Here is a 22241-nt window from a genome sequence, read left to right as displayed (position 1 = left end):
CCGGGAAGGACAAAGTCAGACGGAACGGAAACGATGCGGGCCGGCGCGTGAGCGCGAACCCTCAATCTAACAAAAAGTGCGTGACGGCGTGGTTTCAGATGATGGAGCCAGCCCATGCGGGCTTCGAGGCGAACCTCGATTGGCGGCCTGCGAGGTTGCTCTGCTTGCGCCACCAACGGGAAGCGGTTTGCGACGACAGGCGGCGAGATGACAATCGGCCGCAGGGTGCGCGGCTGTCATGAGAGCCGCTCATATCGCCCTCGCGGTGCGCCCGGGCTGGCTTCAAGCCGGCATTCACACCGGCTTCAAGTCGCCCATTGCTGCTCGATCAGCTTCAGCGCCGCTGCAATCGCTGGTTCGTCCTTCCGTTCCGCGAGCGTAATGAAGCTGAGCTGGGTCGGCACGGTGACGCCTTCGACGATGGTCAACGCGTGCGCATGCGCTTCGGCGATCGCGGTGGCATCGCGCGCGAGCGTCAGACCGACGCCTGATTTGACCAGATCGAGCATCGACGGCTCCTGGTCCACTTCCGCCACCTTGACCGGTTTGACGCCGGCCTCGTCAAAGCAGCGCGACAGCAGTCTATTGTGCGCGGACGCGGGCGGCGTCCAGATCCACGGCAATGCGGCGAGCGAACGCCAGTCGCGCGCGCCCTTCACGCGATCCTTCCAGCCCGCCGGCGCCAGCACGCGGTACTGGAAATGCGTCAGGGTGACGGCGTGAAAGGTGGCGCCGTCGCGGGCCTCGTCGTCGGATGGAAGGCCGATGTAGTAGCCCACATCCAGTTCGCCCGCGCGAACCTGCTCCAGCACCCAGCCCGACATTCCGTGGCGCAAGGCTGTTTCAATGCGCGGCCAGGTCTCCACCAGCTGCTTGAGAAAGCCGCCGAGGCGCAAAAAGGCCGGGTCGAGAATCGTGCCGATCCGCAACCGGCCGCGCACCTCGTGGCGCAGCGATGCCGCCGCACGCTGCACGTCGCTCGCGGCGCCCAGCGCACGTTCGGCGTGGGGCAGCAAGGCCTGGCCGTCGCGTGTCAGCGAAAGCCCGTGCGAGGTCCGCGTGAACAGTGTCACGCCGAGCGTCTCCTGCAAATGCTTGATTTGCAGGCTGACGGCAGGTTGGGTCAGGTGAAGCTGCACCGCAGCACGCGTGAGATTGCCCTCGCGTGCGACGGTGACGAACGCCCGTAGCAGAGTCAGATCCATATCCTGATATTAGCTCGGCTTATAGCGCAGTTGAGCATTACTCATTGGATTTGTCGCCCCGAAGCGCCGTACGCTTGCGTTCATCACGCCGTTCGCCACGGGCGGAAAACATTCACAGGACGAGGACAAGAAGATGAGCGAGACATATCAGGACGAGGCTGTCCGGAGCGAGACGAGCGCACGCGCGCTGACCCATTTCATCAACGGCAAGACGGTCGACGGCACGAGCGGCCGTTTCGGCGACGTTTTCAATCCTGCGCTGGGCAGCGTGAGCGCACGCGTGCCGCTGGCGAGCGTCGCCGAAGTGGATGCGGCGGTTGCCGCTGCCAGCGCTGCGTTTCCTGCATGGAGCGAAACCGCGCCGATCAAGCGGGCGCGCGTGCTGTTCAAATTCAAGGAGTTGCTCGACCGTCACCATGACGAACTGGCCGAGTTGATCACGCGCGAGCATGGCAAGGTGTTTTCCGATGCGAAGGGCGAAGTGATGCGCGGCATCGAGATCGTCGAGTTCGCGTGTGGCATTCCGAATCTGCTGAAAACCGACTTCACCGACCAGATCGGCGGTGGCATCGACAACTGGAATCTGCGCCAGCCGCTGGGCGTGGTCGCCGGCGTTACGCCATTCAATTTCCCGATGATGGTGCCGTGCTGGATGTTCCCGGTTGCGATCGCATGCGGCAACACGTTCGTGTTGAAGCCATCGGAGCGTGATCCGTCGGTATCGAATCGCCTTGCCGAATTGTTGAAGGAAGCCGGTTTGCCGGATGGCGTGTTCAACGTCGTGCACGGCGACAAGGTGGCCGTTGATGCATTGCTCGTGCATCCTGAGGTAAGCGCGTTGTCGTTTGTCGGTTCGACGCCGATTGCCGAATACATCTATACGGAAGGCACGAAGCACGGCAAGCGCGTGCAGGCTTTGGGCGGGGCGAAGAATCACCTTGTGGTGATGCCGGATGCGGATCTCGATCAGGCTGTCGATGCGTTGGTCGGCGCGGCGTATGGTTCGGCGGGCGAGCGCTGCATGGCGATATCGGTTGCGGTTGCGGTAGGGCACATTGCTGACGAGTTGATCGAGCGACTGACACCGCGAGTGAAGAGCCTGAAGATTCTGAACGGCATGGAGTCGGAAGCCGAGATGGGGCCATTGGTGACGGCGGCGCATCGCGAGAAAGTGGCGGGTTATATCGATGCCGGCGTTGTAGCTGGTGCGAAGTTGATTGTCGATGGGCGTGGCCATCAAGTGGCAGGCCATGAGAAGGGGTTCTTTCTCGGCGGCACGTTGTTCGACGATGTCTCGACCGATATGAAGATTTATCGTGAAGAGATTTTTGGACCCGTGCTGTGTGTGGTGCGGGTGCCGGATTTTGCTTCTGCCGTTGAGCTCATTAACGCTAATGAGTTTGCCAATGGGGTGTCGTTGTTTACCTCCGATGGTGGGGTGGCTCGGGCGTTTTCGCGGCAGATCCAGATTGGGATGGTGGGGATTAATGTGCCGATTCCGGTGCCGATGGCATGGCATTCTTTTGGCGGGTGGAAGAGGTCTCTTTTTGGTGATCACCATGCCTATGGGGAGGAGGGTGTTCGGTTTTATACGCGCTACAAGAGCATCATGCAGAGGTGGCCCGATAGCATCGGGAAGGGGGCTGAGTTTACTATGCCGGTAGCGAAGTAGGGGTGGGGTTTGGGTTGGGTGCCTGCGGCGGCGGGTTTTTGTTGAGCTGGCCTTGTTGTCTGTGTTTTTACGGCGTTGGCCTTTCCTTGATCTGGATTTGGTGCCTTTCCTTGATCTGGCTTTCGTGCCTTTCCTTGAATTGTTAGTGGTCTATTAGCGTTCGCCCCTGTGCGGGGCAGGCACCTACTTTCTTTGCCGCCGCAAAGAAAGTAGGCAAAGAAAGCGGCTCACACCACTCATGCTAAGCGGGCACCGTAGCCTGCATGCGGTAGTGGTGCATCTGGAATCCGTGCCCTCGCACCTTCAGGCGTTAGTGACAAAGGGCTCATCAGCTCCCACTCCGCACTGCGCGCGTCGCGGACGGGTCTGCCAGGGAAACCAGCGGCTTCGTTCGAGTGTGGTGGGAACCTCGGCTTCGCCTCGGCGAGACAGCTCCGTACTCAATAGCGGAACCCTCATTTCGAATGGAATGTCGGTTTGCTGCAGTCGCAGTCGCAGTCGCAGTCGCAGTCGCAGTCGCAGTCGCAGTCGCAGTCGCAGTCGCAGTCGCAGTCGCAGTCGCAGTCGCGCAGTCATAGTTGCGACGGGACGATGAGTTTGCGTGCAGAGCAAAACGTGAGATCGCAAATGCAGGGGCGGAAACGTAGTGGGTGGTTTTATGAAGTACGCTTCGGTGCGCGCAGCGCCGCCGGAAGTATGACGCCTTTGTCACTAGCGTATGCAGGTGCGCGAGCACGGATTCCAGATGCACCACTACCGTGTGCGAGCTACGGTGCCCGCTTAGCATGAGCGGTGTGAGCCGCTTTCTTTGCTTACTTTCTTTGCGGCGGCAAAGAAAGTAAGTGCCTGCCCCGCACAGGGGCGAACGCTAATAAACCACAAACAAAACAAGGAAAGGCCAACACCGCAGGCACACGGACAAGAACACACCGAGCGGACAAGCGGATGAAAGCAAACCCCACCGCCGCAGGCAAACAACCCTCAAGCGCCGCAGGCAAAAAATCTTAGGAGACAAAACAATGACCACCTCAGAAAAATCGCCAACAACACCCCGCCGCCTGGAAGGCGAATTCGACTACATCATAGTCGGCGCCGGCACGGCAGGTTGCGTGCTAGCCAACCGCCTATCGGCAGATCCAGAAATAGAGGTGCTCCTGTTAGAAGCCGGCGGCAAAGACGATTACCACTGGATCCACGTGCCGGTAGGCTACCTCTACTGCATCGGCAATCCCCGCACGGATTGGCTCTACAAAACGCAATCAGAACCCGGCCTGAACGGTCGCTCCCTTTCATACCCGCGGGGCAGAGTACTAGGCGGCAGTTCATCGATCAACGGCATGATCTACATGCGCGGCCAGCGCGAGGACTACGATGAATGGGCCCGCGTCACCAACGACGCCTCCTGGTCCTGGAACGAGGTCCTCCCCGTCTTCAAGCGCAGCGAAGACCATCACGCCGGCGCCTCCGAATCGCACGGAGCGGGCGGCCCGTGGCGAGTCGAAAAGCAGCGCCTGAAATGGAAAATCCTCGAAGAGTTTTCACAAGCCGCGCAACAAACCGGCATCCCCGCCACTGACGACTTCAATCGCGGCGACAACACTGGCGTTGGCTACTTCGACGTCAATCAGAAACGCGGCATCCGCTGGAATGCGTCGAAAGCTTTCTTGCGCCCGGCGCTCAAACGCCCGAATCTCACGGTCATCACCGGCGCTCACACGCAGCGCGTCGTGTTCGAAGGAGGTCGTTGCACTGGTGTCGAATATCGCGGCGACAACACCGACTATCTCGCCAAAGCCCGTTGCGAAGTGATCCTCAGTGCTGGCGCAGTCAACTCGCCGCAATTGCTCGAACTCTCAGGTATCGGCAACGGTGCACGCTTGCAGAATCTCGGTATCGAGGTGGTGAAGGATCTGCGCGGCGTCGGCGAAAATCTGCAGGATCATCTGCAATTGCGGATGGCGTACAAGGTCGACGGCGTGCGCACGCTCAATACGGCCTCCGCGCATTGGTGGGGCAAGCTGATGATCGGCATGCAGTACGCGCTCTTTCAAAGCGGTCCCATGTCCATGTCGCCGTCGCAACTCGGGGCGTTCGCCAAATCCGATCCGGACGATCGCTCGCTCACGCGCCCCGATCTCGAGTATCACGTTCAGCCTCTCTCGCTCGATCGTTTCGGCGGACCGTTGCATCGCTTCAATGCATTCACCGCGTCGGTGTGTCAGTTGCGGCCGACGTCGCGCGGCAGCATTCACATCGAATCGGCCGATGCTTCAGCGCCGCCGTTGATCGCACCGAATTATCTGTCCACCGATTACGACCGGCACGTCGCCGCTAACGCATTGCGTCTCACGCGCCGCATTGCCGCGGCGCCAGCGCTCGCACCCTATCGGCCGCAGGAGATTCTGCCCGGTATCCAGTACCAGACCGAAGAGGAGCTTCAACAGGCCGCGGGCGCGGTTGGCACCACCATCTTTCATCCGGTGGGCACCTGCCGGATGGGCGCCGTCGACGATCCTGGCGCGGTAGTCGATAACCGCCTACGAGTTATCGGGGTTGACGGTTTGCGTGTGGTCGATGCATCAATCATGCCGTCCATTACTTCGGGCAACACCAATTCGCCGACGCTGATGATCGCCGAACGCGCCAGCGACATGATCCGTGAAGACCGCCGCGCACGCGTGGCCGGCAGCGTCGCGGTTCAGTCGAGTGCTGCGCCGTCCATGTCCGCGATGTGACACGCAGTGTGACAACGGGAGCCGAGGCCGGCGCGCGCATCGGACTTTCCCTGGCATGCCCCGAGCACGATTAACGGATCGCTCGCGTATCCGCCAGACTCGCGCCGGGCACGGTTGAAGCACCCATCACGCATCCCGAGACACGCCCTGAGCATGGTTGACGCATCCTTTGCGCATCCCCCGGCACGTGCCGAGCGCGATTGAAGCATCGCACGCGCATCCCCGAGCAAGATCGAAGCGCGGCTTGAATACGCGTCGGCCCCACTTCAAACAGTCGTCATCCACTAAGTGCAAATCCCAATGAATGCGCTGCATCATTGGCGCGACAATGGCAGCCATGCTGCGTGCCGCCCATGGATTACCGTCCGGATTGGTGCAGTACGCCAACGAGCGGCACGGGGTGCCGCCGTCATATAAAAGTCGCGCAGCCGTTCGCGCGGAAGATCGTAATGCTTCGCCTTACTCCGTATGGAAGGGAACATGATTCTCGGCGATACGATTCTCGAAACGCGCGGCCTCACCCGCGAGTTCAAAGGCTTCATCGCCGTGAACGGGGTGAACCTGCGGGTGCGCCGTGGCTCGATCCATGCGCTGATCGGCCCCAATGGGGCAGGCAAGACCACCTGCTTCAATCTGCTCACCAAATTCCTCGAACCGACTGCGGGCCAGATCGTGTTCAACGGAATCGACATCACCAATGAACGCCCGGCGCAGATCGCCCGGCGCGGCATCATCCGCTCGTTTCAGATCTCTGCTGTATTTCCGCATCTGACAGCATTGCAGAATGTGCGCATCGGGTTGCAGCGCGTGCTCGGCACGGCATTTCATTTCTGGAAAAGCGAACGCACGCTGCGCCAACTCGATGATCGAGCAATGGACCTGCTCACCCAGGTCGGATTGACCGATTTTGCCGATGTGCTTACGGTAGAACTGTCCTATGGTCGCAAGCGCGCACTGGAAATTGCCACCACGCTCGCGATGGAGCCCGAGTTGATGCTGCTCGACGAACCGACGCAAGGCATGGGCCACGAAGACGTCGATCGCGTCACGGCCTTGATCAAGAAAGTGTCGAGCGGTCGCACGATTCTGATGGTCGAACACAACATGAACGTGATCGCCGGCATCTCCGACACCATCACCGTACTGCAACGGGGCGAGGTGCTCGCGGAAGGCAGCTATGCCGAAGTGTCGAAGAACCCGCTCGTGATGCAAGCCTATATGGGCAGCGCCGACGCCGCGCTCGCCGGAGCCCACGCATGAATACGATTGTCGAGCGCGAAAACCTCGAAGTGAGCGGTACGGCTGACGGTGCCCCCGCGCTGGAGATCACGGGTTTGCAGGCATGGTACGGGGAGTCCCATATCCTGCATGGCGTCGATCTGACGGTGAACCGCGGCGAAGTCGTCACGCTGCTGGGCCGTAACGGCGCGGGGCGCACCACCACACTGCGCGCGATCATGGGGCTGACTGGCCGGCGCACCGGTTCGATCCGCATCGGCGGGCGCGAAACCGTCAACCTGCCCACGCATCGCATCGCTCATTGCGGCATCGGTTACTGCCCGGAAGAGCGTGGGATTTTTTCGAGCCTCTCATGTGAGGAAAACCTGCTGTTGCCGCCGCCCGTTGGCGACAAGGCGCACATGATGTCGCTCGAAGAAATCTATTCGATGTTTCCGAATCTGCAGGAACGCCGGATGAGCCAGGGTACGCGGCTCTCAGGTGGCGAGCAGCAGATGCTGGCAGTCGCGCGCATTCTGCGCACTGGCGCGAGTTTGCTGCTGCTCGACGAGATCTCGGAAGGCCTTGCGCCGGTCATCGTGCAAGCGCTCGCCCGCATGATCATGACGCTCAAGGCGCGCGGCTACACGGTCGTGATGGTCGAACAGAATTTCCGCTTTGCCGCGCCGCTCGCCGATCGTTTCTACGTGATGGAGCACGGTGCGATCGTGGAGCACTTCGAGGCCGGCGAGCTCGAAAGCAAGATGCCGGTATTGCACGACCTACTGGGCGTATAGACAGGAAGTAACGAGAAGCGTCCGAATGCCTCTGATAACCACAAGCGAAGAAACCAGGAGACAGGAATGAAAAAGAACCCACTCGCGCGGCTTGCCACACTATGTTTCGCGGTTGCCGCCGGCGCCGCGTTGACGATGGGCAGCGCGCAAGCGGCTGACGATGCAGTGAAGATCGGCTTCATCACCGACATGTCGGGTCTGTATGCGGACATTGACGGTCAGGGCGGTCTCGAAGCGATCCGCATGGCCGTGGCCGACTTCGGCGGCAAGGTCAATGGCAAGCCGATCTCGGTGGTCTATGCCGATCACCAGAACAAGGCGGACATCGCTGCGTCGCGGGCGCGCGAATGGTTCGATCGCGATGGCGTCGATCTGCTGATCGGCGGCACGAATTCGGCAACCGGGCTGTCGATGAACACGGTGGCCGGCGAAAAGCACAAGGTCTATATCAGCATCGGCGCGGGGGCCGACACCCTCACCAATGAACAGTGCACGCCGTACACGATCCACTATGCGTACGACACGACAGCGCTCGCCAAGGGCACCGGCTCGGCGGTGACGAAGCAGGGCGGCAAGACGTGGTACTTCCTGACCGCCGACTACGCCTTCGGCAAGGCGCTCGAAAAGAATACGTCGGACGTGGTGAAGGCCAACGGCGGCCAGGTGCTGGGCGCCGTGCGTCATCCGCTGTCGGCTTCGGACTTCTCGTCATTCCTGTTGCAGGCGCAAGCGTCGAAGGCACAGATCCTCGGTCTCGCCAACGCGGGCGGCGACACGATCAACTCGATCAAGGCCGCCAAGGAATTCGGCATCATGAAGACCATGAAGCTGGCCGCGCTGCTGATGTTTATCGACGACGTCCACAGTCTGGGCCTGGAAACCACCCAGGGCCTGGTGTTGACGGACAGCTGGTACTGGAACAAGGACGCCAACACGCGCGCGTGGGCGCGGCGCTACTTCGACAAGATGAGGAAGATGCCGTCGAGCCTGCAGGCTGCCGACTATTCGGCAACCATGACTTACCTGAAGGCCGTGCAGGCGGTCGGTTCGACCGACTCGGACAAGGTGATGGCGCAACTGAAGAAGGCCAAGATCGACGACTTCTACGCGAAGGGCTACATCCGTCAGGACGGCAGCATGATCCACGACATGTACCTGATGCAGGTGAAGACGCCGGCCGAATCCAAAGAGCCGTGGGACTACTACAAGATCACAGCGACGATTCCCGGCGAACAGGCGTTCACGACCAAGGCCGAAACGCGCTGCGCGATGTGGAAATAAGGGCGGACCGATAACCAGATGACCGTCAGTCTGCTATGCCTGGTGGGCAATGCGTGACGCAGTGTTGGTACACAGACTGATGGCAAGCTGCTTCATATGCCGTGCGCGACCGAACGGATGGTTCGTCGGTCGCACGCCGGCTGGATCGTGCATAACCGATCTCACCATGGCGATGGCTTAAGGGATTAAGGCTTCAATGGAAATCTTTGGCGTTCCGCTACCGGCGATGCTGAGCCAGCTGCTGCTGGGGCTCGTGAACGGCTCGTTCTACGCGATTCTGAGCCTGGGTCTTGCTGTGATCTTCGGCTTGCTCAACGTGATCAATTTCGCGCATGGCGCGCTGTTCATGCTCGGCGCGATGCTTGCGTGGATGGGCCTGTCGTATTTCGGCCTGCCGTACTGGGTGATGCTGGTGCTGGCGCCGCTGATCGTCGGCGTATTCGGCGTTGTGATCGAACGCTCGATGCTGCGCTGGCTGTACAAGCTCGATCATCTGTATGGGCTGCTGCTTACCTTTGGACTGACGCTGGTTGTCGAAGGCGTGTTCCGTTCGATCTACGGTTCGTCCGGCCAGCCGTACGACGTGCCATCGGCACTCTCCGGCGCGACCGATCTCGGCTTCATGTTCCTGCCGAACTATCGCGCGTGGGTGGTGGTGGCGTCGCTCGCGGTCTGCTTCGCGACGTGGTTCGTGATCGAGAAGACGCGGCTTGGCGCCTATCTGCGCGCGGGCACCGAAAACCCAAAGCTGGTCGAGGCGTTCGGCGTCAACGTGCCGTTGATGATCACGCTCACGTATGGTTTCGGCGTTGCGTTGGCGGCGTTCGCCGGCGTGCTTGCCGCGCCGGTGATTCAAGTGTCGCCGTTGATGGGCCAGCCGATGATCATCACTGTGTTCGCGGTGGTCGTGATCGGCGGCATGGGTTCCATCATGGGCTCGATTCTGACCGGCCTGCTGCTCGGCGTGATCGAAGGGCTGACGCGCGTGTTTTACCCGGAAGCGTCGGCGACCGTCGTCTTCGTCATCATGGCGCTTGTGTTGCTGGTGCGCCCGGCGGGTCTCTTCGGCAAGGAAAAATGATGCAGAGAAAAGTGCTCTACGGTCTGCTGCTGATCGCGCTTCTCGCGGTGCCCGTGCTGGGCATCTATCCGTTGTTCGTCATGAAGGTGCTGTGTTTCGCGTTGTTCGCGGCGGCCTTCAATCTGCTGATCGGCTATACGGGCCTGCTTTCGTTTGGTCACGCGATGTTTCTCGCGTCGGCCGGTTACGTCACCGGCTATGCCATGCAGACGCTCGGCTTCTCTCCGGAACTGGGCGTGCTGGCCGGCACGGCGACCGCGACCTTGCTTGGGCTGGTGGTCGGCCTGTTTGCGATCCGCCGGCAAGGCATCTACTTCGCGATGGTGACGCTGGCGCTCGCGCAAATGGTCTACTTCGTGTTCCTGCAGGCGCCGTTCACGCACGGTGAGGACGGCCTGCAAGGCGTGCCGCGCGGCAAGCTGTTCGGCTTGCTGGATCTGTCGTCGGACGTGGCGCTGTACTTTGTCGTGCTGGCTGTGATGGTGTTGGCGTTCCTGCTGATCGTGCGGATCGTGCACTCGCCGTTCGGGCAGGTGCTGGTGGCGATCAAGGAGAACGAGCCGCGCGCCGTGTCGCTCGGTTACGACACCGATCGCTTCAAGCTGCTGGCGTTTATTCTGTCCGCCGGGATCGCCGGTCTGGCGGGCTCGCTCAAGGTACTGGTGCAGGGCTTCGAGACGCTGAGCGACGCGTACTGGACCATGTCGGGTCTGGTGATTCTGATGACGCTTGTCGGCGGCATGGGGACACTGTTCGGGCCGTTGCTCGGCGCGGCGCTAATCGTTGCGCTCGAAGACCGGCTCGGCGATATCGGCACGGCGCTGGCTTCGTCGACGGGGGTCGAAGGGTTCCGCTCGCTGGGCGAATCCGTGACCATCGTGACGGGCGTGATTTTTATTGCCTGCGTGCTGGCGTTTCGGCGCGGCATTGTCGGTGAGATCATCGCGCGAGTGCGGCCATTGCGGGCCTGAAGTCGCACAGAATCTGAAATTGCTTTGGTATCCGATATAATTCGGCGGTCTTGAAGTCGGCCAGGCCGAATCTTGCATTGTGCTTGGCGTCAAGCACGCGACCCAAGCTGTACAAAATGTGCCCCAAATTTGTGCCGCAGTGCACCACTAGGGTAATTGCTAGTTGTAAGCAGGCACGTGCTCGGTTAACCTTCATGCAGTTCTGATGCACCACGAATTTTGCAGGTGGAGAACGAGGAGACATGAGGCACTCAGTGCCCAGACGAAAGCGCTGTTGGATTGATATCCAACAGCGCTTTTTATTTGTGCTTTTGGTCATTCGCCATTCAAATCCTCCGCTAATTCGGTGCCCCTTTTTTATTCGCCGAACCACACCCAATTTCACTCGTCGCTACCCTGCAAAATGCTTGCGGCGTGGCGCTTTCGTCCGCTAAACTCGCATTCACCGACCGCTTGGTCGGGGATTCAAATTTGCGGATTTGAATTCGAATGCATAACGGGGTAGACAGAGGAGCGGGATGAAGTCGGCATTGCGTTGGATGAGCGCGGCACTCGAAAACACGAAAGACATGCCGGCTTCCCGCGGCATCTTCGCCATGAGCGCGAACGAGCACGCTGGTCTCGACCAGCGTGCTCGCGTGATGGTGGAGATCGCCGGCGGCAAGTGGAAGCTGTCCGGCGACTGAGCGAGGGCGAAGCGATACGGAACCCCATTGAAAAGACGCGTGCAGTTGACGCGTCTTTTTTATTGTCCGCGTTTGATGAAAGGCGGTGCGTGAAGCGTGTTGGGCACGCAAGGGATGAGTGGTTAATGAGTGGTCAAAGCGGCACCCAGGCGGACGATTTCAGGACAAACCCGCATTCGGGCGACAGTCTATTGACCGTGCATGATGCAGAACGCAATACTACTAACATGTTAGTGTTTGACGCATAAGACACCGCAGTCATGGTTCTCAGCAGGGGAGTGGCACCAGGGTGGCGACGACATTGGCGCCGAGCAGGGAAAACCATGCTTGGCACGCCTGGACCCGATAACTAGATTCAGACACCCGGCCGTAGGCCGGATTACAGATACGCGCTTCAAAGCGCTTGGAGACTTGCATGAAAAAGACAAAGCAATGGGTACGCACGGGCATCGCGATGGCGTTGATGTGCGGCGCGGGCGCCGCCTTCGCGCAGGTGAAAATCGGCGTCACGTTGTCCACGACCGGGCCGACCGCATCGCTCGGGATTCCTGAAAAGAACACGATCGCGCTTCTGCCCAAAGAGATCGGCGGCAAGACGGTGCAGTACATCGTGCTTGACGATGCATCGGATACCGGCAAGGCCGTGCAGAACACCCGTAAGCTGATCGATGAAGACCACGTGGACGCGATCATCGGATCGACGACCACGCCGAATTCGCTGGCGATGCTGGATGCCGCCGCCGAAGGCAAGACGCCGGTGATCTCGCTGGCGGCATCGGCCGCCATCATCTCGCCGATGGACGCCAAGCGCGCATGGGCCTTCAAACCGCCGCAAAACGACAGTCTGATGGCTGACGCGATCGCCGACTACATGGAGCGTCATGGCGTGAAGACGGTTGGCTTCATCGGCTTTGCGGATGCATATGGCGACGGCTGGAACAACGTCTTCACCGCCGCGGCTGCGGCACACCATCTCAAGATCGTCTCCAGCGAACGCTTTAACCGCACCGATGCATCGGTGACCGGCCAGGTGCTGAAGACGATGGGCGCGAACCCCGATGCGGTGCTGATCGCGGGCGCGGGTACGCCGTCCGCGCTGCCGGCCAAGACGCTTAAGGAGCGCGGCTACAAAGGCAAGGTCTACCAGACGCACGGCGTCGCCAACAACGACTTCCTGCGCGTGTGTGCAAAGGATTGCGAAGGCGAATTCCTGCCCGCCGGTCCGATCCTGGTGGCGGACCAGTTGCCGGAATCGAATCCGGTGAAGAAGTCGTCGGAGGCCTACAAGGCGGCGTATGAGAAAGCGTATGGCGCGGGCTCGGTGGCAACCTTCGGCGGTCATGCATGGGACGCCGGCCAGATGCTGCAAGCTGCGGTTCCGGTCGCGTTGAAGACCGCTCAGCCGGGCACCGAAGCGTTCCGCGAGGCACTGCGCGGCGCACTTGAAAATATCAAGGAACTGCCGGTCTCGCACGGCATCATGAACACCACGACGACCGACCACAACGGCCTCGACAAGCGCGCACGCGTGATCGTGCAGATCGTCGACGGCAAGTGGAAGCTGCAGAACGACTAACAACAAAAACGGTACGCGCCTCTCGCGCAGCATGCGGCACATGACGCCGCATTGCCATTCTGTCCGATGACAATGGCAACGACCGCCGCGCCGCGCTTCGGCGCGGCGGTCGCTTTCTCCGACATTGCTGGTTAGTGGCCGGCCGCGGGTTCTGCCGCCACGACTGTTCCCGGTTTCGACTTCGACGCTTCAGGACGAGGAAGTATGGATCTATCAATTGCGGCGATCCTCGCGCAGGACGGCATCACCACCGGCGCGATCTACGCGCTGCTCGCGCTCGCGTTAGTGCTGGTGTTCTCCGTGACGCGGGTGATCTTCATCCCGCAGGGGGAGTTTGTTTCGTACGGCGCGCTGACGCTCGCCGCGTTGCAGACACAAAAATTTCCGGCGACGTGCTGGCTGTTGATGGCGATGGGCGCGGCATGCTTTGTCGTCGAAATTGCGGGGCTGGTGCGGCATCCCGAAAAACGCCGGCATGCGGCGCGCACGCTGGTGATGCTGATCGGCAAATATCTGCTGTTTCCGATCGCGGTCTATGCGCTCACGCAAGGTGTTTTCCTGCATCCATTGCCGATGATCGCGCAAATCGCGCTGACGCTGCTGATCGTGATTCCGATGGGGCCGTTCGTTTACCGGCTCGCGTATGAGCCGATCGCGGAGGCGACCACGCTGCTGCTGCTGATCGTGGCAGTGGCGGTGCACTTTGCGATGGTTGGCCTCGGGCTCGTGATGTTCGGTGCGGAAGGCTCGCGCACCACGGCGTTCTCCGATGCGAGCTTCAACCTCGGCACGCTGTCGATCTCCGGACAAAGTCTGTGGGTGGTCGGCACGGCGGTGGTGCTGATCGGCGCGCTGTATCTGTACTTCGATCGCTCGATCTCGGGCAAGGCTTTGCGCGCGACGTCCGTGAACCGGCTCGGCGCGCGGCTCGTCGGCATCGGCACGACGCAAGCGGGGCGTCTCGCGTTCACGCTCGCTGCGGGCCTCGGTGCGCTGTGCGGGATCCTTGTCGCACCCTTGACCACCATCTACTACGACTCGGGCTTCCTGATCGGTTTGAAGGGCTTCGTGGGGGCGATTATCGGCGGCCTGGTGAGCTATCCGCTGGCGGCGGCGGGTTCGATCCTCGTCGGTTTGCTGGAGTCGTATTCATCGTTCTGGGCGAGCGCCTATAAGGAAGTGATCGTGTTCACGCTGATCATCCCGGTGCTGTTGTGGCGGAGTCTGGCCAGCCCGCACTCCGAAGAGGAAGAGGAGTGACACGATGAAACGAATCATGAAAAACAAGTTCTTCTGGTTGTTCCTCGTCGTGCTGTTCGCGTTGCCGGTGCTGCCGCAACCGATTCATGTGCCCGAGTACTGGATGACGCTGCTCAACTACATCGGCCTGTATTCGATCGTCGCGATCGGTCTCGTGCTGCTCACGGGTATCGGCGGGATGACGAGCTTCGGCCAGGCGGCATTTGTCGGCATCGGCGCGTATGCGACCGCGTATCTGACGACCAGGTACGGCGTGTCGCCGTGGCTCGCGCTGATCGCGGGCGTGGTGGTGACAGCGCTCATCGCGCTGATGCTGGGGCTCGTGACGATGCGGCTATCGGGCCACTTTCTGCCGCTCGGCACGATCGCGTGGGGGCTCGCGCTGTTCTATCTGTTCGGCAACCTGGAGATGCTCGGCAAGTACGACGGCATCAATGGGATTCCGGTGCTGAATGTTTTTGGCATCAACCTGGAATCCGGCCGCCATATCTATTACCTGATCTGGGTGGTGGTGCTCGGCGCGGTGATTTCTGTTCAGAATTTGCTTAATAGCCGGCCAGGGCGGGCGATCCGCGCATTGCGCGGTGGCGGCATGATGGCCGAGGCGATGGGCGTCAACACGGGCTGGATGCGTGTGGTGATCTTTGTCTATGCCGCGGTGTTGGCGTCGATTTCAGGGTTTCTGTACGCACACCTGCAACGCGCGGTGAATCCGACGCCGTTCGGTCTTAACCACGGCATCGAGTTTCTGTTCATGGCGGTGGTGGGTGGCGTGTCGCATGTCTGGGGCGCGGTACTTGGCGCGGCGATCCTGACCGTCTTGCAGGACTATCTGCAAACGCTGCTGCCGAAGCTGCTCGGCGAGAACGGCAACTTCGAAGTGATCGTGTTCGGCATTCTGATGGTGCTGTTACTGCAATACGCTCGCCAGGGTGTCTGGCCGTTTGTCGCGAGGTTTTTCCCGAAGGGGCCGCGAGCGCATCTGTCGGATCGTGCCGAGCCATTGCCGCAGCGCAGCAAGCCGACGGCGGGCGAAAACCTGTTGACGGTGAACAAGGCGCGCAAGCAGTTCGGCGGGCTGGTCGCGGTGAACGACGTCAGCTTCGAGGTGAAAGCCGGGCAGATCATTGGTTTGATCGGCCCGAACGGAGCCGGCAAATCGACCACATTCAATCTGGTCACGGGTGTGCTGCAAGCGACGAGCGGCGAAATCACGTTTCGCGGCGAGCGCATCGATTCGCTTAATTCACGTGAAATCGTCAAGCGCGGCATTGGCCGGACGTTCCAGCACGTCAAGCTGTTGCCTGGGATGACGGTGCTGGAGAACGTTGCGATTGGCGCGCACTTGCGCGGTCAGGCCGGTGTCTGGCGCAGCGTCGCGCGTCTGAACGGTGCGGAAGAAGCCCGTTTGATGGCCGAAGCGGCTCGCCAGATTCGTCGGGTCGGACTTGAACAGCACATGTACGACGAGGCGGGTAGCCTGGCGCTAGGGCAGCAGCGGATTCTCGAAATCGCACGCGCGCTGTGCTGTGACCCGACCCTGCTGTTGCTGGACGAGCCGGCCGCCGGTTTGCGGTATCAGGAAAAACTGCAGTTGGCGGATTTGCTGCGCCGCCTCAAAGCCGAAGGCATGAGCGTGCTGCTTGTCGAACACGACATGGATTTCGTGATGAATCTCACTGATCGGCTGGTGGTCATGGAGTTCGGTACGCGTATTGCAGAAGGATTGCCGCAGGATGTCCAGCAGGACCCGGCTGTGCTCGAAGCGTATCTGGGCGGGGTGGAGTGATGGAGAACACGATGAATGCTGCTGCACCGATTCTCGATGTGAACGGTTTGTCGGTCCGCTATGGCAAGGTCGAAGCGCTGCACGGCGCGGCAATCAAGGTGCGGCCGGGCCAGATCGTCTCGGTTATTGGTCCGAACGGTGCGGGCAAGTCTACGTTGTTGAACGCGATCATGGGCGCGTTGCCGACGACGGGTCATGCAAAGGGATCGGTCCTCTATCAGGGTGAAGACGTCAGCGCGGTTCCGGTTGAAAAGCGGGTCGCGCGCGGTATGTGTCTGGTGCCGGAAAAGCGCGAGTTGTTTGCGTCGATGACCGTTGAAGACAATCTCGTCCTCGGCGCGTATCGGCGTAAGCGGGCAGGGGAGCGCAACTTCCTCGATCAACTCGAGCCAGTCTTTACGCTCTTTCCTCGCTTGAAGGAGCGCCGGAAGCAGGCAGCCGGGACTTTGTCCGGTGGTGAACGGCAGATGCTTGCGGTGGGCCGCGCACTGATGGGCAAGCCCGATCTGTTGATGCTGGACGAGCCGAGCCTGGGTCTCGCCCCGCTGATCGTGAAGGAAATTTTTCATATCATTAGCGCGCTTCGGCAGACTGGTGTGGCGACGCTATTGATCGAACAGAACGCGCGCGCCGCGCTTCAGATATCCGACTACGGTTATGTGCTCGAAACCGGGGAGTTGGCGCTGGAAGGCGCAGCGGCGGATCTGGCGCAGAATCCACGCGTGATCGAAACGTATCTAGGGCTGGCCAAGAAAGTGGCTTAGTTTCCATTTTCATCCAGTTCGCGGTGGTTCAGAGCGGTGTGTTTCACGTGAAACACACCGCTTTTTTCTTGTCTGGCCATTCGGCCGAAATTCGGGCCTAAACCGAACCCGTTATAATTCGCTCATACATTTTCCTTTGAAAGGCTCACGCGACGATCTGGCGTGAGATCCGCGATGCTTTTTCCCACAGAATTTGACGTAATCGTCGTCGGCGGCGGTCATGCCGGCACCGAGGCCGCCTTGGCTTCGGCTCGCATGGGCAATACCACCCTCCTGCTGACGCATAACATCGAAACCCTCGGTCAAATGAGCTGCAACCCGTCTATTGGTGGGATTGGTAAGGGCCATTTGGTGAAGGAAGTCGATGCGCTCGGTGGCGCGATGGCGGCTGCGACGGACGAGGGCGGGATCCAGTTTCGCATCCTCAATTCGTCGAAAGGGCCAGCTGTTCGTGCGACACGCGCGCAGGCGGACCGTCTGCTGTACAAGCAGGCTATCCGGCATCGGCTGGAAAATCAGCCGAACCTGTGGCTATTCCAGCAAGCGGTCGACGACCTGATGGTGGAGGGCGACCGTGTCGTCGGTGCGGTGACGCAGGTGGGAATTCGCTTCCGCTCGCGGGCCGTAGTGCTCACGGCTGGGACGTTCCTCGACGGCAAGATCCACGTGGGTTTGAACAACTACACCGGTGGTCGTGCCGGCGATCCGGCAGCGGTGTCGCTGTCCGCTCGCCTCAAGGAATTGAAGCTGCCGCAAGGCCGCCTCAAGACCGGGACGCCGCCACGCATCGACGGCCGGACGATTGATTTTTCGAAGCTGGAAGAGCAGCCGGGCGATCTGGATCCGGTTCCGGTTTTCTCGTTTCTGGGGCGCGTCGAGCAGCATCCACGCCAGGTACCGTGCTGGGTCACGCATACGAATGAGCGTACGCACGACATCATCCGGGGTGGCCTCGATCGCTCGCCGATGTACACCGGCGTGATTGAAGGAGTCGGGCCGCGGTATTGCCCGTCGATCGAGGACAAGATTCACCGTTTCGCGTCAAAGGAGTCGCATCAGATCTTTCTCGAACCGGAAGGGCTGACGACGAACGAGTTCTATCCCAATGGAATTTCCACCAGCCTGCCGTTCGACGTGCAGCTGGAACTCGTGCGTTCGATGCGCGGTCTGGAGCACGCGCATATTCTGCGGCCGGGCTATGCCATCGAATACGACTACTTCGATCCGCGTGGGTTGAAGGCCTCGCTGGAAACCAAGGTGATCAACGGGCTGTTCTTTGCGGGGCAGATCAATGGCACGACGGGCTATGAAGAAGCTGCGGCGCAAGGCTTGTTGGCGGGGATTAACGCCGGCTTGCACGTGCAGGGCAAGGACGCATGGTGCCCGCGCCGCGATCAAGCGTACGTCGGTGTTCTGGTCGACGATCTGGTGACGCGTGGGGTGTCCGAACCGTATCGCATGTTCACGAGCCGCGCCGAATACCGTTTGAGCCTGCGCGAAGATAACGCCGATATGCGTCTGACCGAGATTGGCCGCGAACTCGGTGTGGTCGACGACGTCCGTTGGGATGCATTTAGCCGCAAGCGCGATGCTGTTTCACGTGAAACAGAGCGCCTGCGTACGACGTGGGTCAATCCTAAGACGTTACCGGCTGAAGAAGCGACCGCATTGTTGGGCAAGCCGATCGACCACGAATACAGTTTGGCGGATTTGCTGCGCCGTCCGGGCGTGACGTACGACGGCGTCTGCGGCTTGCGCGCAGGTGCATGCGCTGCGCCTGAAGCGCTGGCCGAGGACGACGTTCTGCTCGCCCAGATCAAGGAGCAGATCGAGATCGGTATCAAGTACCAAGGTTATATCGACCGTCAGGCGGACGAGATCGAGCGGAATGAGTCGCACGAAAGTACGCGTTTGCCTGAGGGGCTGGACTACGCGGAGGTAAGGGGGCTGTCGTTCGAAGCGCGTCAGAAGCTGACGCAATTCCGCCCTGAAACGATCGGCCAGGCGTCGCGTATCTCCGGCATTACCCCTGCGGCGATTTCCTTGCTGATGGTTCACCTGAAGCGTGGTCTGGGGCGCCGTTCGACGAAACCTGCCGAACCCGGCGCCGACAGCACGCCGGTGGCGCAATGACGGTGAGTCAGAAGGGAAAGGGCAGTGAGGCGTTGGTGCCGCTGTTAGCGGATGGCGTTCGCGAGCTCGGCCTCGATCTAAGCGACGCGCAACTCGGCAAACTGCTCGACTACGTTGCACTGCTGGCCAAATGGAATGCCGTCTACAACCTGACGGCGATTCGCGATCCGCGGCAGATGCTTATCCAGCACATTCTGGATTCGCTTTCGATCGTGCCGCATCTCGCTACGCGTGGCGCGTCTTCGGTGCTGGACGTGGGCTCCGGCGGTGGCTTGCCAGGTATCGTGCTGGCCATCGTCCTGCCTGAATGGACCGTCACCGTGAACGACATCGTGCACAAGAAGACGGCTTTTCAGGCCCAGGCCAAAGCCGAGCTTGGTCTTGCGAATCTGTCAGTTGTCACGGGCCGCGTCGAGACTTTGCAGCCGGGCGCCGAAGTACCGGCAAAGTTCGACGTAATCGTGTCGCGTGCATTCGCAGAGCTCGCAGATTTCGTTACACTGGCCCGTCATCTCGTTGCGGAGCAGGGTGCGATCTGGGCGATGAAGGGCGTGCGTCCGGATGGCGAGATCGAGCGCCTGCCGGCGGGTGCTCGCGTGGAACAGATCATCCGGCTGAACGTGCCGTCGCTCGACGCGGAGCGGCATCTGATCAAGGTTCTGGTGGACGCGGACAGCTGAGGGCGGTCATCGGCAGGTGCCCGGCACGCACCGCATACCGCGAGCGCTTTCTACTTTATTCAAGCAGCTTCAAGCAGCAAAAGGGACACACCAACGATGGCAAAAATCTTCTGCGTTGCAAACCAGAAGGGCGGTGTCGGCAAGACGACGACGGCAGTCAATCTGGCCGCGAGCTTGGCAGCGCAGGGACAGCGAGTCCTTCTCATCGATCTGGACCCGCAGGGCAACGCCACGATGGGCAGCGGTATCGACAAGGCTGCGTGTGCGAACACCGTCTACGAAGTGCTTGTGGATGGCGTATCGGTGGCCGATGCGCGCGTGCGCCCGGAAGCCGTCGGCTACGACGTCCTGCCCGCGAATCGTGAACTGGCGGGCGCCGAGGTCGAACTGGTCAGCGTGCAGAACCGCGAGCGCCAAATGAAAATCGCCTTGGCGGCGGTTGAAAATGAATACGAATTCGTGCTGATCGACTGCCCACCGGCTTTGTCGCTGCTGACGCTGAATGGCCTGTGCGCCGCCCACGGCGTCGTGATCCCGATGCAATGCGAGTACTTCGCGCTTGAGGGACTGTCCGATCTGGTCAATACGATCAAGCAGGTGCATGCGAACCTGAATCGCGACCTGAAAGTGATCGGCCTGCTGCGCGTGATGTTCGATCCGCGCATCACTTTGCAACAGCAAGTCTCAGATCAACTGAAAGAGCACTTTGGCGACAAGGTGTTCGATGTGGTGATTCCGCGCAACGTTCGCCTTGCCGAGGCGCCTAGCTATGGCTTGCCGGGCGTCGTATTCGATAAGGCCTCGCGCGGTGCGCAGGCGTATGTGCAGTTCGGTGCAGAGATGATTGAGCGGGTGCGCACATTGAATGACGCGCCCCAGGCGTCCTAAGCGGATCGAGGAAGCACAATGAACGCAGTAGCAAGAAAGAAGGGGTTGGGCCGCGGTCTGGAAGCATTGCTGGGTGGCAGTGCGGATATTACCGAGGCTGTGGCGATCGAGGGAGCGCCGAACGTGCTGCCCCTCGGTAAGTTGCAGGCCGGCAAGTACCAGCCGCGCACGCGCATGGACGAAGGCGCGTTGCAGGAATTGGCCGCCAGCATACGTGCTCAGGGGCTGATGCAGCCTATCCTCGTGCGGCCGGTATCGGCGGATAAATACGAGATCATCGCCGGTGAGCGGCGTTTCCGTGCGGCACGCCTCGCCGGTCTCAATGAGGTGCCGGTGTTGGTGAGGGACGTGCCGGACCAGGCCGCCGCAGCGATGGCGCTGATTGAGAATATTCAGCGCGAGGATCTGAATCCGCTGGAAGAAGCGCAGGGTATTCAACGCTTGCTCGACGAGTTCAATTTCACGCACGAACAGGCGGCTGAATCGGTTGGTCGTTCGCGCAGCGCTGTATCGAACTTGCTGCGTTTGCTGAATCTGGCGTCACCGGTGCAGACGATGTTGCTGGCCGGCGATCTCGACATGGGGCATGCACGCGCGCTACTCGCCGTCGACGCCGCGACGCAGATCACATTGGCCAACCAGGTCGTCAACAAGCGTATGTCGGTACGCGAAACCGAAAAACTGGTGACGACGACGACCAAGGTTGCGCCTGCGGTCAAGGCGCGAGCGAATCAGGATGGTGGCCGCGACACGCGGCGACTCGAAGAGGAGTTGTCCGATCTGCTTGCCGCAACGGTGAAGATCAAGCTCGGCCGTCGCGGTCGTGGCCAGGTGCTGGTGGACTTCGGCGATCTTGACGCGTTGGAAGGGATTCTTGTCCGGTTGCGTGGTAACGCGACTGCGTGATCGCGGCGGCTTGAACGTGAGGGATGCTGAGCATGCTTGCGGCTTGGCTGGGGCTGAAGCTGAGACTGATCCTTGGCCCTTGCTCGCAAGCTGTTTGGCGTGTCTGGTGTGTTTTTCTGCGGTAGCGGTAGCGCGGCGCCCGTATCTGCTGCAAACACGGGGCGTTTGATGATCTCCCTGAGCGATCGATAGCTCGCGTGGATATCAGTTGGATTCCTAAGGGTAGGTTGCGTTTAATAGTAAGGATTGCGATATATATGCGCCTGTACGGGTATATTCGTGATGACGCAGCCGTGGCCGGGTTGTGCGGGGATTTAAGCTGCTCGCATAGGCGTGGCCTTACTGCCGCGACGCTGCGGCGGGTTCCGCTTGCTTCGTCGTTCCATTTGCTGGATCTGGCCGCGGGCGTTGGACGCCAACGCTCGGGTTGGCGCGATGCTAGGGCGGGGCAGACATCGACATGAAGTAGCAGGCGGCTGACTGCTCGCTGCGCCGCCCGCCCGAGGCAGGTGGCAGTGTCCTATATTGTTTGGTCGCCGTGGAAAGGACCACGGCCTGCAGCCACCGTCGCGCTTCTACCCGGCGCCGTTCTTCATGTC

The 22241-nt window shown here is 60.8% G+C and carries 16 protein-coding genes and 1 pseudogene; 16 read left to right on the top strand and 1 reads right to left on the bottom strand.

What is annotated here, in order from left to right; all coding sequences use genetic code 11:
- Positions 1–305 precede the first annotated feature (305 nt).
- On the bottom strand, positions 306–1205 hold the full coding sequence (locus DSC91_RS25645) for a LysR family transcriptional regulator (protein ID WP_115781431.1): 900 nt from the start codon (positions 1203–1205) through the stop codon (positions 306–308).
- Between the two features lie 133 nt (positions 1206–1338).
- On the opposite strand from DSC91_RS25645, the gene DSC91_RS25640 reads away from it, so the two are divergent.
- From DSC91_RS25640 to DSC91_RS25565, 16 genes and pseudogenes are all read left to right on the top strand, one after another.
- A complete protein-coding gene (locus tag DSC91_RS25640) occupies positions 1339–2877 on the top strand; it encodes a CoA-acylating methylmalonate-semialdehyde dehydrogenase (protein WP_115781430.1) in 1539 nt (512 codons plus the stop codon).
- A gap of 1019 nt (positions 2878–3896) precedes the next feature.
- The gene (locus DSC91_RS25635; RefSeq protein ID WP_115781429.1) at positions 3897–5612 is read left to right on the top strand and encodes a GMC family oxidoreductase; all 1716 of its coding nucleotides are present in this window, start codon (positions 3897–3899) and stop codon (positions 5610–5612) included.
- A 480-nt stretch (positions 5613–6092) separates the two neighbouring features.
- Positions 6093–6872 carry an ABC transporter ATP-binding protein gene (locus tag DSC91_RS25630; protein ID WP_097390772.1) on the top strand — a complete coding sequence of 260 codons (780 nt, stop codon included), beginning with the start codon at positions 6093–6095 and terminating at the stop codon, positions 6870–6872.
- The gene (locus tag DSC91_RS25625; RefSeq protein ID WP_115781428.1) at positions 6869–7627 is read left to right on the top strand and encodes an ABC transporter ATP-binding protein; all 759 of its coding nucleotides are present in this window, start codon (positions 6869–6871) and stop codon (positions 7625–7627) included. The genes DSC91_RS25630 and DSC91_RS25625 overlap by 4 nt, the downstream gene beginning before the upstream one ends.
- A gap of 66 nt (positions 7628–7693) precedes the next feature.
- Positions 7694–8908 (top strand): ABC transporter substrate-binding protein, encoded by a 1215-nt coding sequence (locus DSC91_RS25620; RefSeq protein WP_115781427.1) that lies wholly within the window; start codon positions 7694–7696, stop codon positions 8906–8908.
- 196 nt (positions 8909–9104) lie between these two features.
- The gene (locus DSC91_RS25615) at positions 9105–9989 is read left to right on the top strand and encodes a branched-chain amino acid ABC transporter permease (RefSeq protein ID WP_115781426.1); all 885 of its coding nucleotides are present in this window, start codon (positions 9105–9107) and stop codon (positions 9987–9989) included.
- A complete protein-coding gene (locus tag DSC91_RS25610; protein ID WP_162831531.1) occupies positions 9989–10960 on the top strand; it encodes a branched-chain amino acid ABC transporter permease in 972 nt (323 codons plus the stop codon). Before DSC91_RS25615 ends, DSC91_RS25610 begins: the two co-directional genes overlap by 1 nt.
- A 539-nt stretch (positions 10961–11499) precedes the next feature.
- Positions 11500–11646 (top strand): annotated as a pseudogene (locus tag DSC91_RS25605) (ABC transporter substrate-binding protein); the annotation flags it as partial.
- 415 nt (positions 11647–12061) lie between these two features.
- On the top strand, positions 12062–13222 hold the full coding sequence (locus DSC91_RS25600) for an ABC transporter substrate-binding protein (protein WP_115781424.1): 1161 nt from the start codon (positions 12062–12064) through the stop codon (positions 13220–13222).
- A gap of 204 nt (positions 13223–13426) precedes the next feature.
- Positions 13427–14482, top strand: a complete 1056-nt coding sequence (locus DSC91_RS25595; RefSeq protein WP_115781423.1) for a branched-chain amino acid ABC transporter permease — start codon at positions 13427–13429, stop codon at positions 14480–14482.
- Between the two features lie 4 nt (positions 14483–14486).
- The gene (locus tag DSC91_RS25590) at positions 14487–16271 is read left to right on the top strand and encodes a branched-chain amino acid ABC transporter ATP-binding protein/permease (protein ID WP_115781422.1); all 1785 of its coding nucleotides are present in this window, start codon (positions 14487–14489) and stop codon (positions 16269–16271) included.
- Positions 16272–16282: 11 nt separating this feature from the next.
- Entirely contained in the window at positions 16283–17035 is a 753-nt protein-coding gene (locus DSC91_RS25585) for an ABC transporter ATP-binding protein (RefSeq protein ID WP_175171939.1), read from the top strand.
- 174 nt (positions 17036–17209) lie between these two features.
- Positions 17210–19168: a tRNA uridine-5-carboxymethylaminomethyl(34) synthesis enzyme MnmG gene (gene mnmG / locus DSC91_RS25580; protein ID WP_115781420.1), complete on the top strand. Its 1959-nt coding sequence runs from the start codon at positions 17210–17212 to the stop codon at positions 19166–19168.
- Positions 19165–19848, top strand: a complete 684-nt coding sequence (gene rsmG / locus DSC91_RS25575; RefSeq protein ID WP_115781419.1) for a 16S rRNA (guanine(527)-N(7))-methyltransferase RsmG — start codon at positions 19165–19167, stop codon at positions 19846–19848. Before mnmG ends, rsmG begins: the two co-directional genes overlap by 4 nt.
- Positions 19849–19944: 96 nt before the next feature.
- Positions 19945–20736 (top strand): ParA family protein, encoded by a 792-nt coding sequence (locus DSC91_RS25570; RefSeq protein ID WP_115781418.1) that lies wholly within the window; start codon positions 19945–19947, stop codon positions 20734–20736.
- A gap of 18 nt (positions 20737–20754) precedes the next feature.
- Entirely contained in the window at positions 20755–21642 is an 888-nt protein-coding gene (locus DSC91_RS25565; protein WP_115781417.1) for a ParB/RepB/Spo0J family partition protein, read from the top strand.
- The last annotated feature ends 599 nt before the right edge of the window (positions 21643–22241 follow it).

Source organism: Paraburkholderia caffeinilytica (genome assembly GCF_003368325.1).
In the GTDB taxonomy this organism is placed as follows: Bacteria; Pseudomonadota; Gammaproteobacteria; order Burkholderiales; family Burkholderiaceae; genus Paraburkholderia; species Paraburkholderia caffeinilytica.
This window is presented reverse-complemented; position numbering and strand designations above follow the sequence as displayed.

Coding starts and splice junctions, on each gene's coding strand:
- DSC91_RS25615 (WP_115781426.1), top strand. CDS start 9,105: ATGGAAATCTTTGGCGTTCCGCTACCGGCGATGCTGAGCCAGCTGCTG.
- DSC91_RS25635 (WP_115781429.1), top strand. CDS start 3,897: ATGACCACCTCAGAAAAATCGCCAACAACACCCCGCCGCCTGGAAGGC.
- rsmG (WP_115781419.1), top strand. CDS start 19,165: ATGACGGTGAGTCAGAAGGGAAAGGGCAGTGAGGCGTTGGTGCCGCTG.
- DSC91_RS25565 (WP_115781417.1), top strand. CDS start 20,755: ATGAACGCAGTAGCAAGAAAGAAGGGGTTGGGCCGCGGTCTGGAAGCA.
- DSC91_RS25600 (WP_115781424.1), top strand. CDS start 12,062: ATGAAAAAGACAAAGCAATGGGTACGCACGGGCATCGCGATGGCGTTG.
- DSC91_RS25640 (WP_115781430.1), top strand. CDS start 1,339: ATGAGCGAGACATATCAGGACGAGGCTGTCCGGAGCGAGACGAGCGCA.
- DSC91_RS25595 (WP_115781423.1), top strand. CDS start 13,427: ATGGATCTATCAATTGCGGCGATCCTCGCGCAGGACGGCATCACCACC.
- DSC91_RS25585 (WP_175171939.1), top strand. CDS start 16,283: ATGAATGCTGCTGCACCGATTCTCGATGTGAACGGTTTGTCGGTCCGC.
- DSC91_RS25610 (WP_162831531.1), top strand. CDS start 9,989: ATGCAGAGAAAAGTGCTCTACGGTCTGCTGCTGATCGCGCTTCTCGCG.
- DSC91_RS25590 (WP_115781422.1), top strand. CDS start 14,487: ATGAAACGAATCATGAAAAACAAGTTCTTCTGGTTGTTCCTCGTCGTG.
- DSC91_RS25570 (WP_115781418.1), top strand. CDS start 19,945: ATGGCAAAAATCTTCTGCGTTGCAAACCAGAAGGGCGGTGTCGGCAAG.
- DSC91_RS25645 (WP_115781431.1), bottom strand. CDS start 1,205: ATGGATCTGACTCTGCTACGGGCGTTCGTCACCGTCGCACGCGAGGGC.
- DSC91_RS25620 (WP_115781427.1), top strand. CDS start 7,694: ATGAAAAAGAACCCACTCGCGCGGCTTGCCACACTATGTTTCGCGGTT.
- mnmG (WP_115781420.1), top strand. CDS start 17,210: ATGCTTTTTCCCACAGAATTTGACGTAATCGTCGTCGGCGGCGGTCAT.
- DSC91_RS25630 (WP_097390772.1), top strand. CDS start 6,093: ATGATTCTCGGCGATACGATTCTCGAAACGCGCGGCCTCACCCGCGAG.
- DSC91_RS25625 (WP_115781428.1), top strand. CDS start 6,869: ATGAATACGATTGTCGAGCGCGAAAACCTCGAAGTGAGCGGTACGGCT.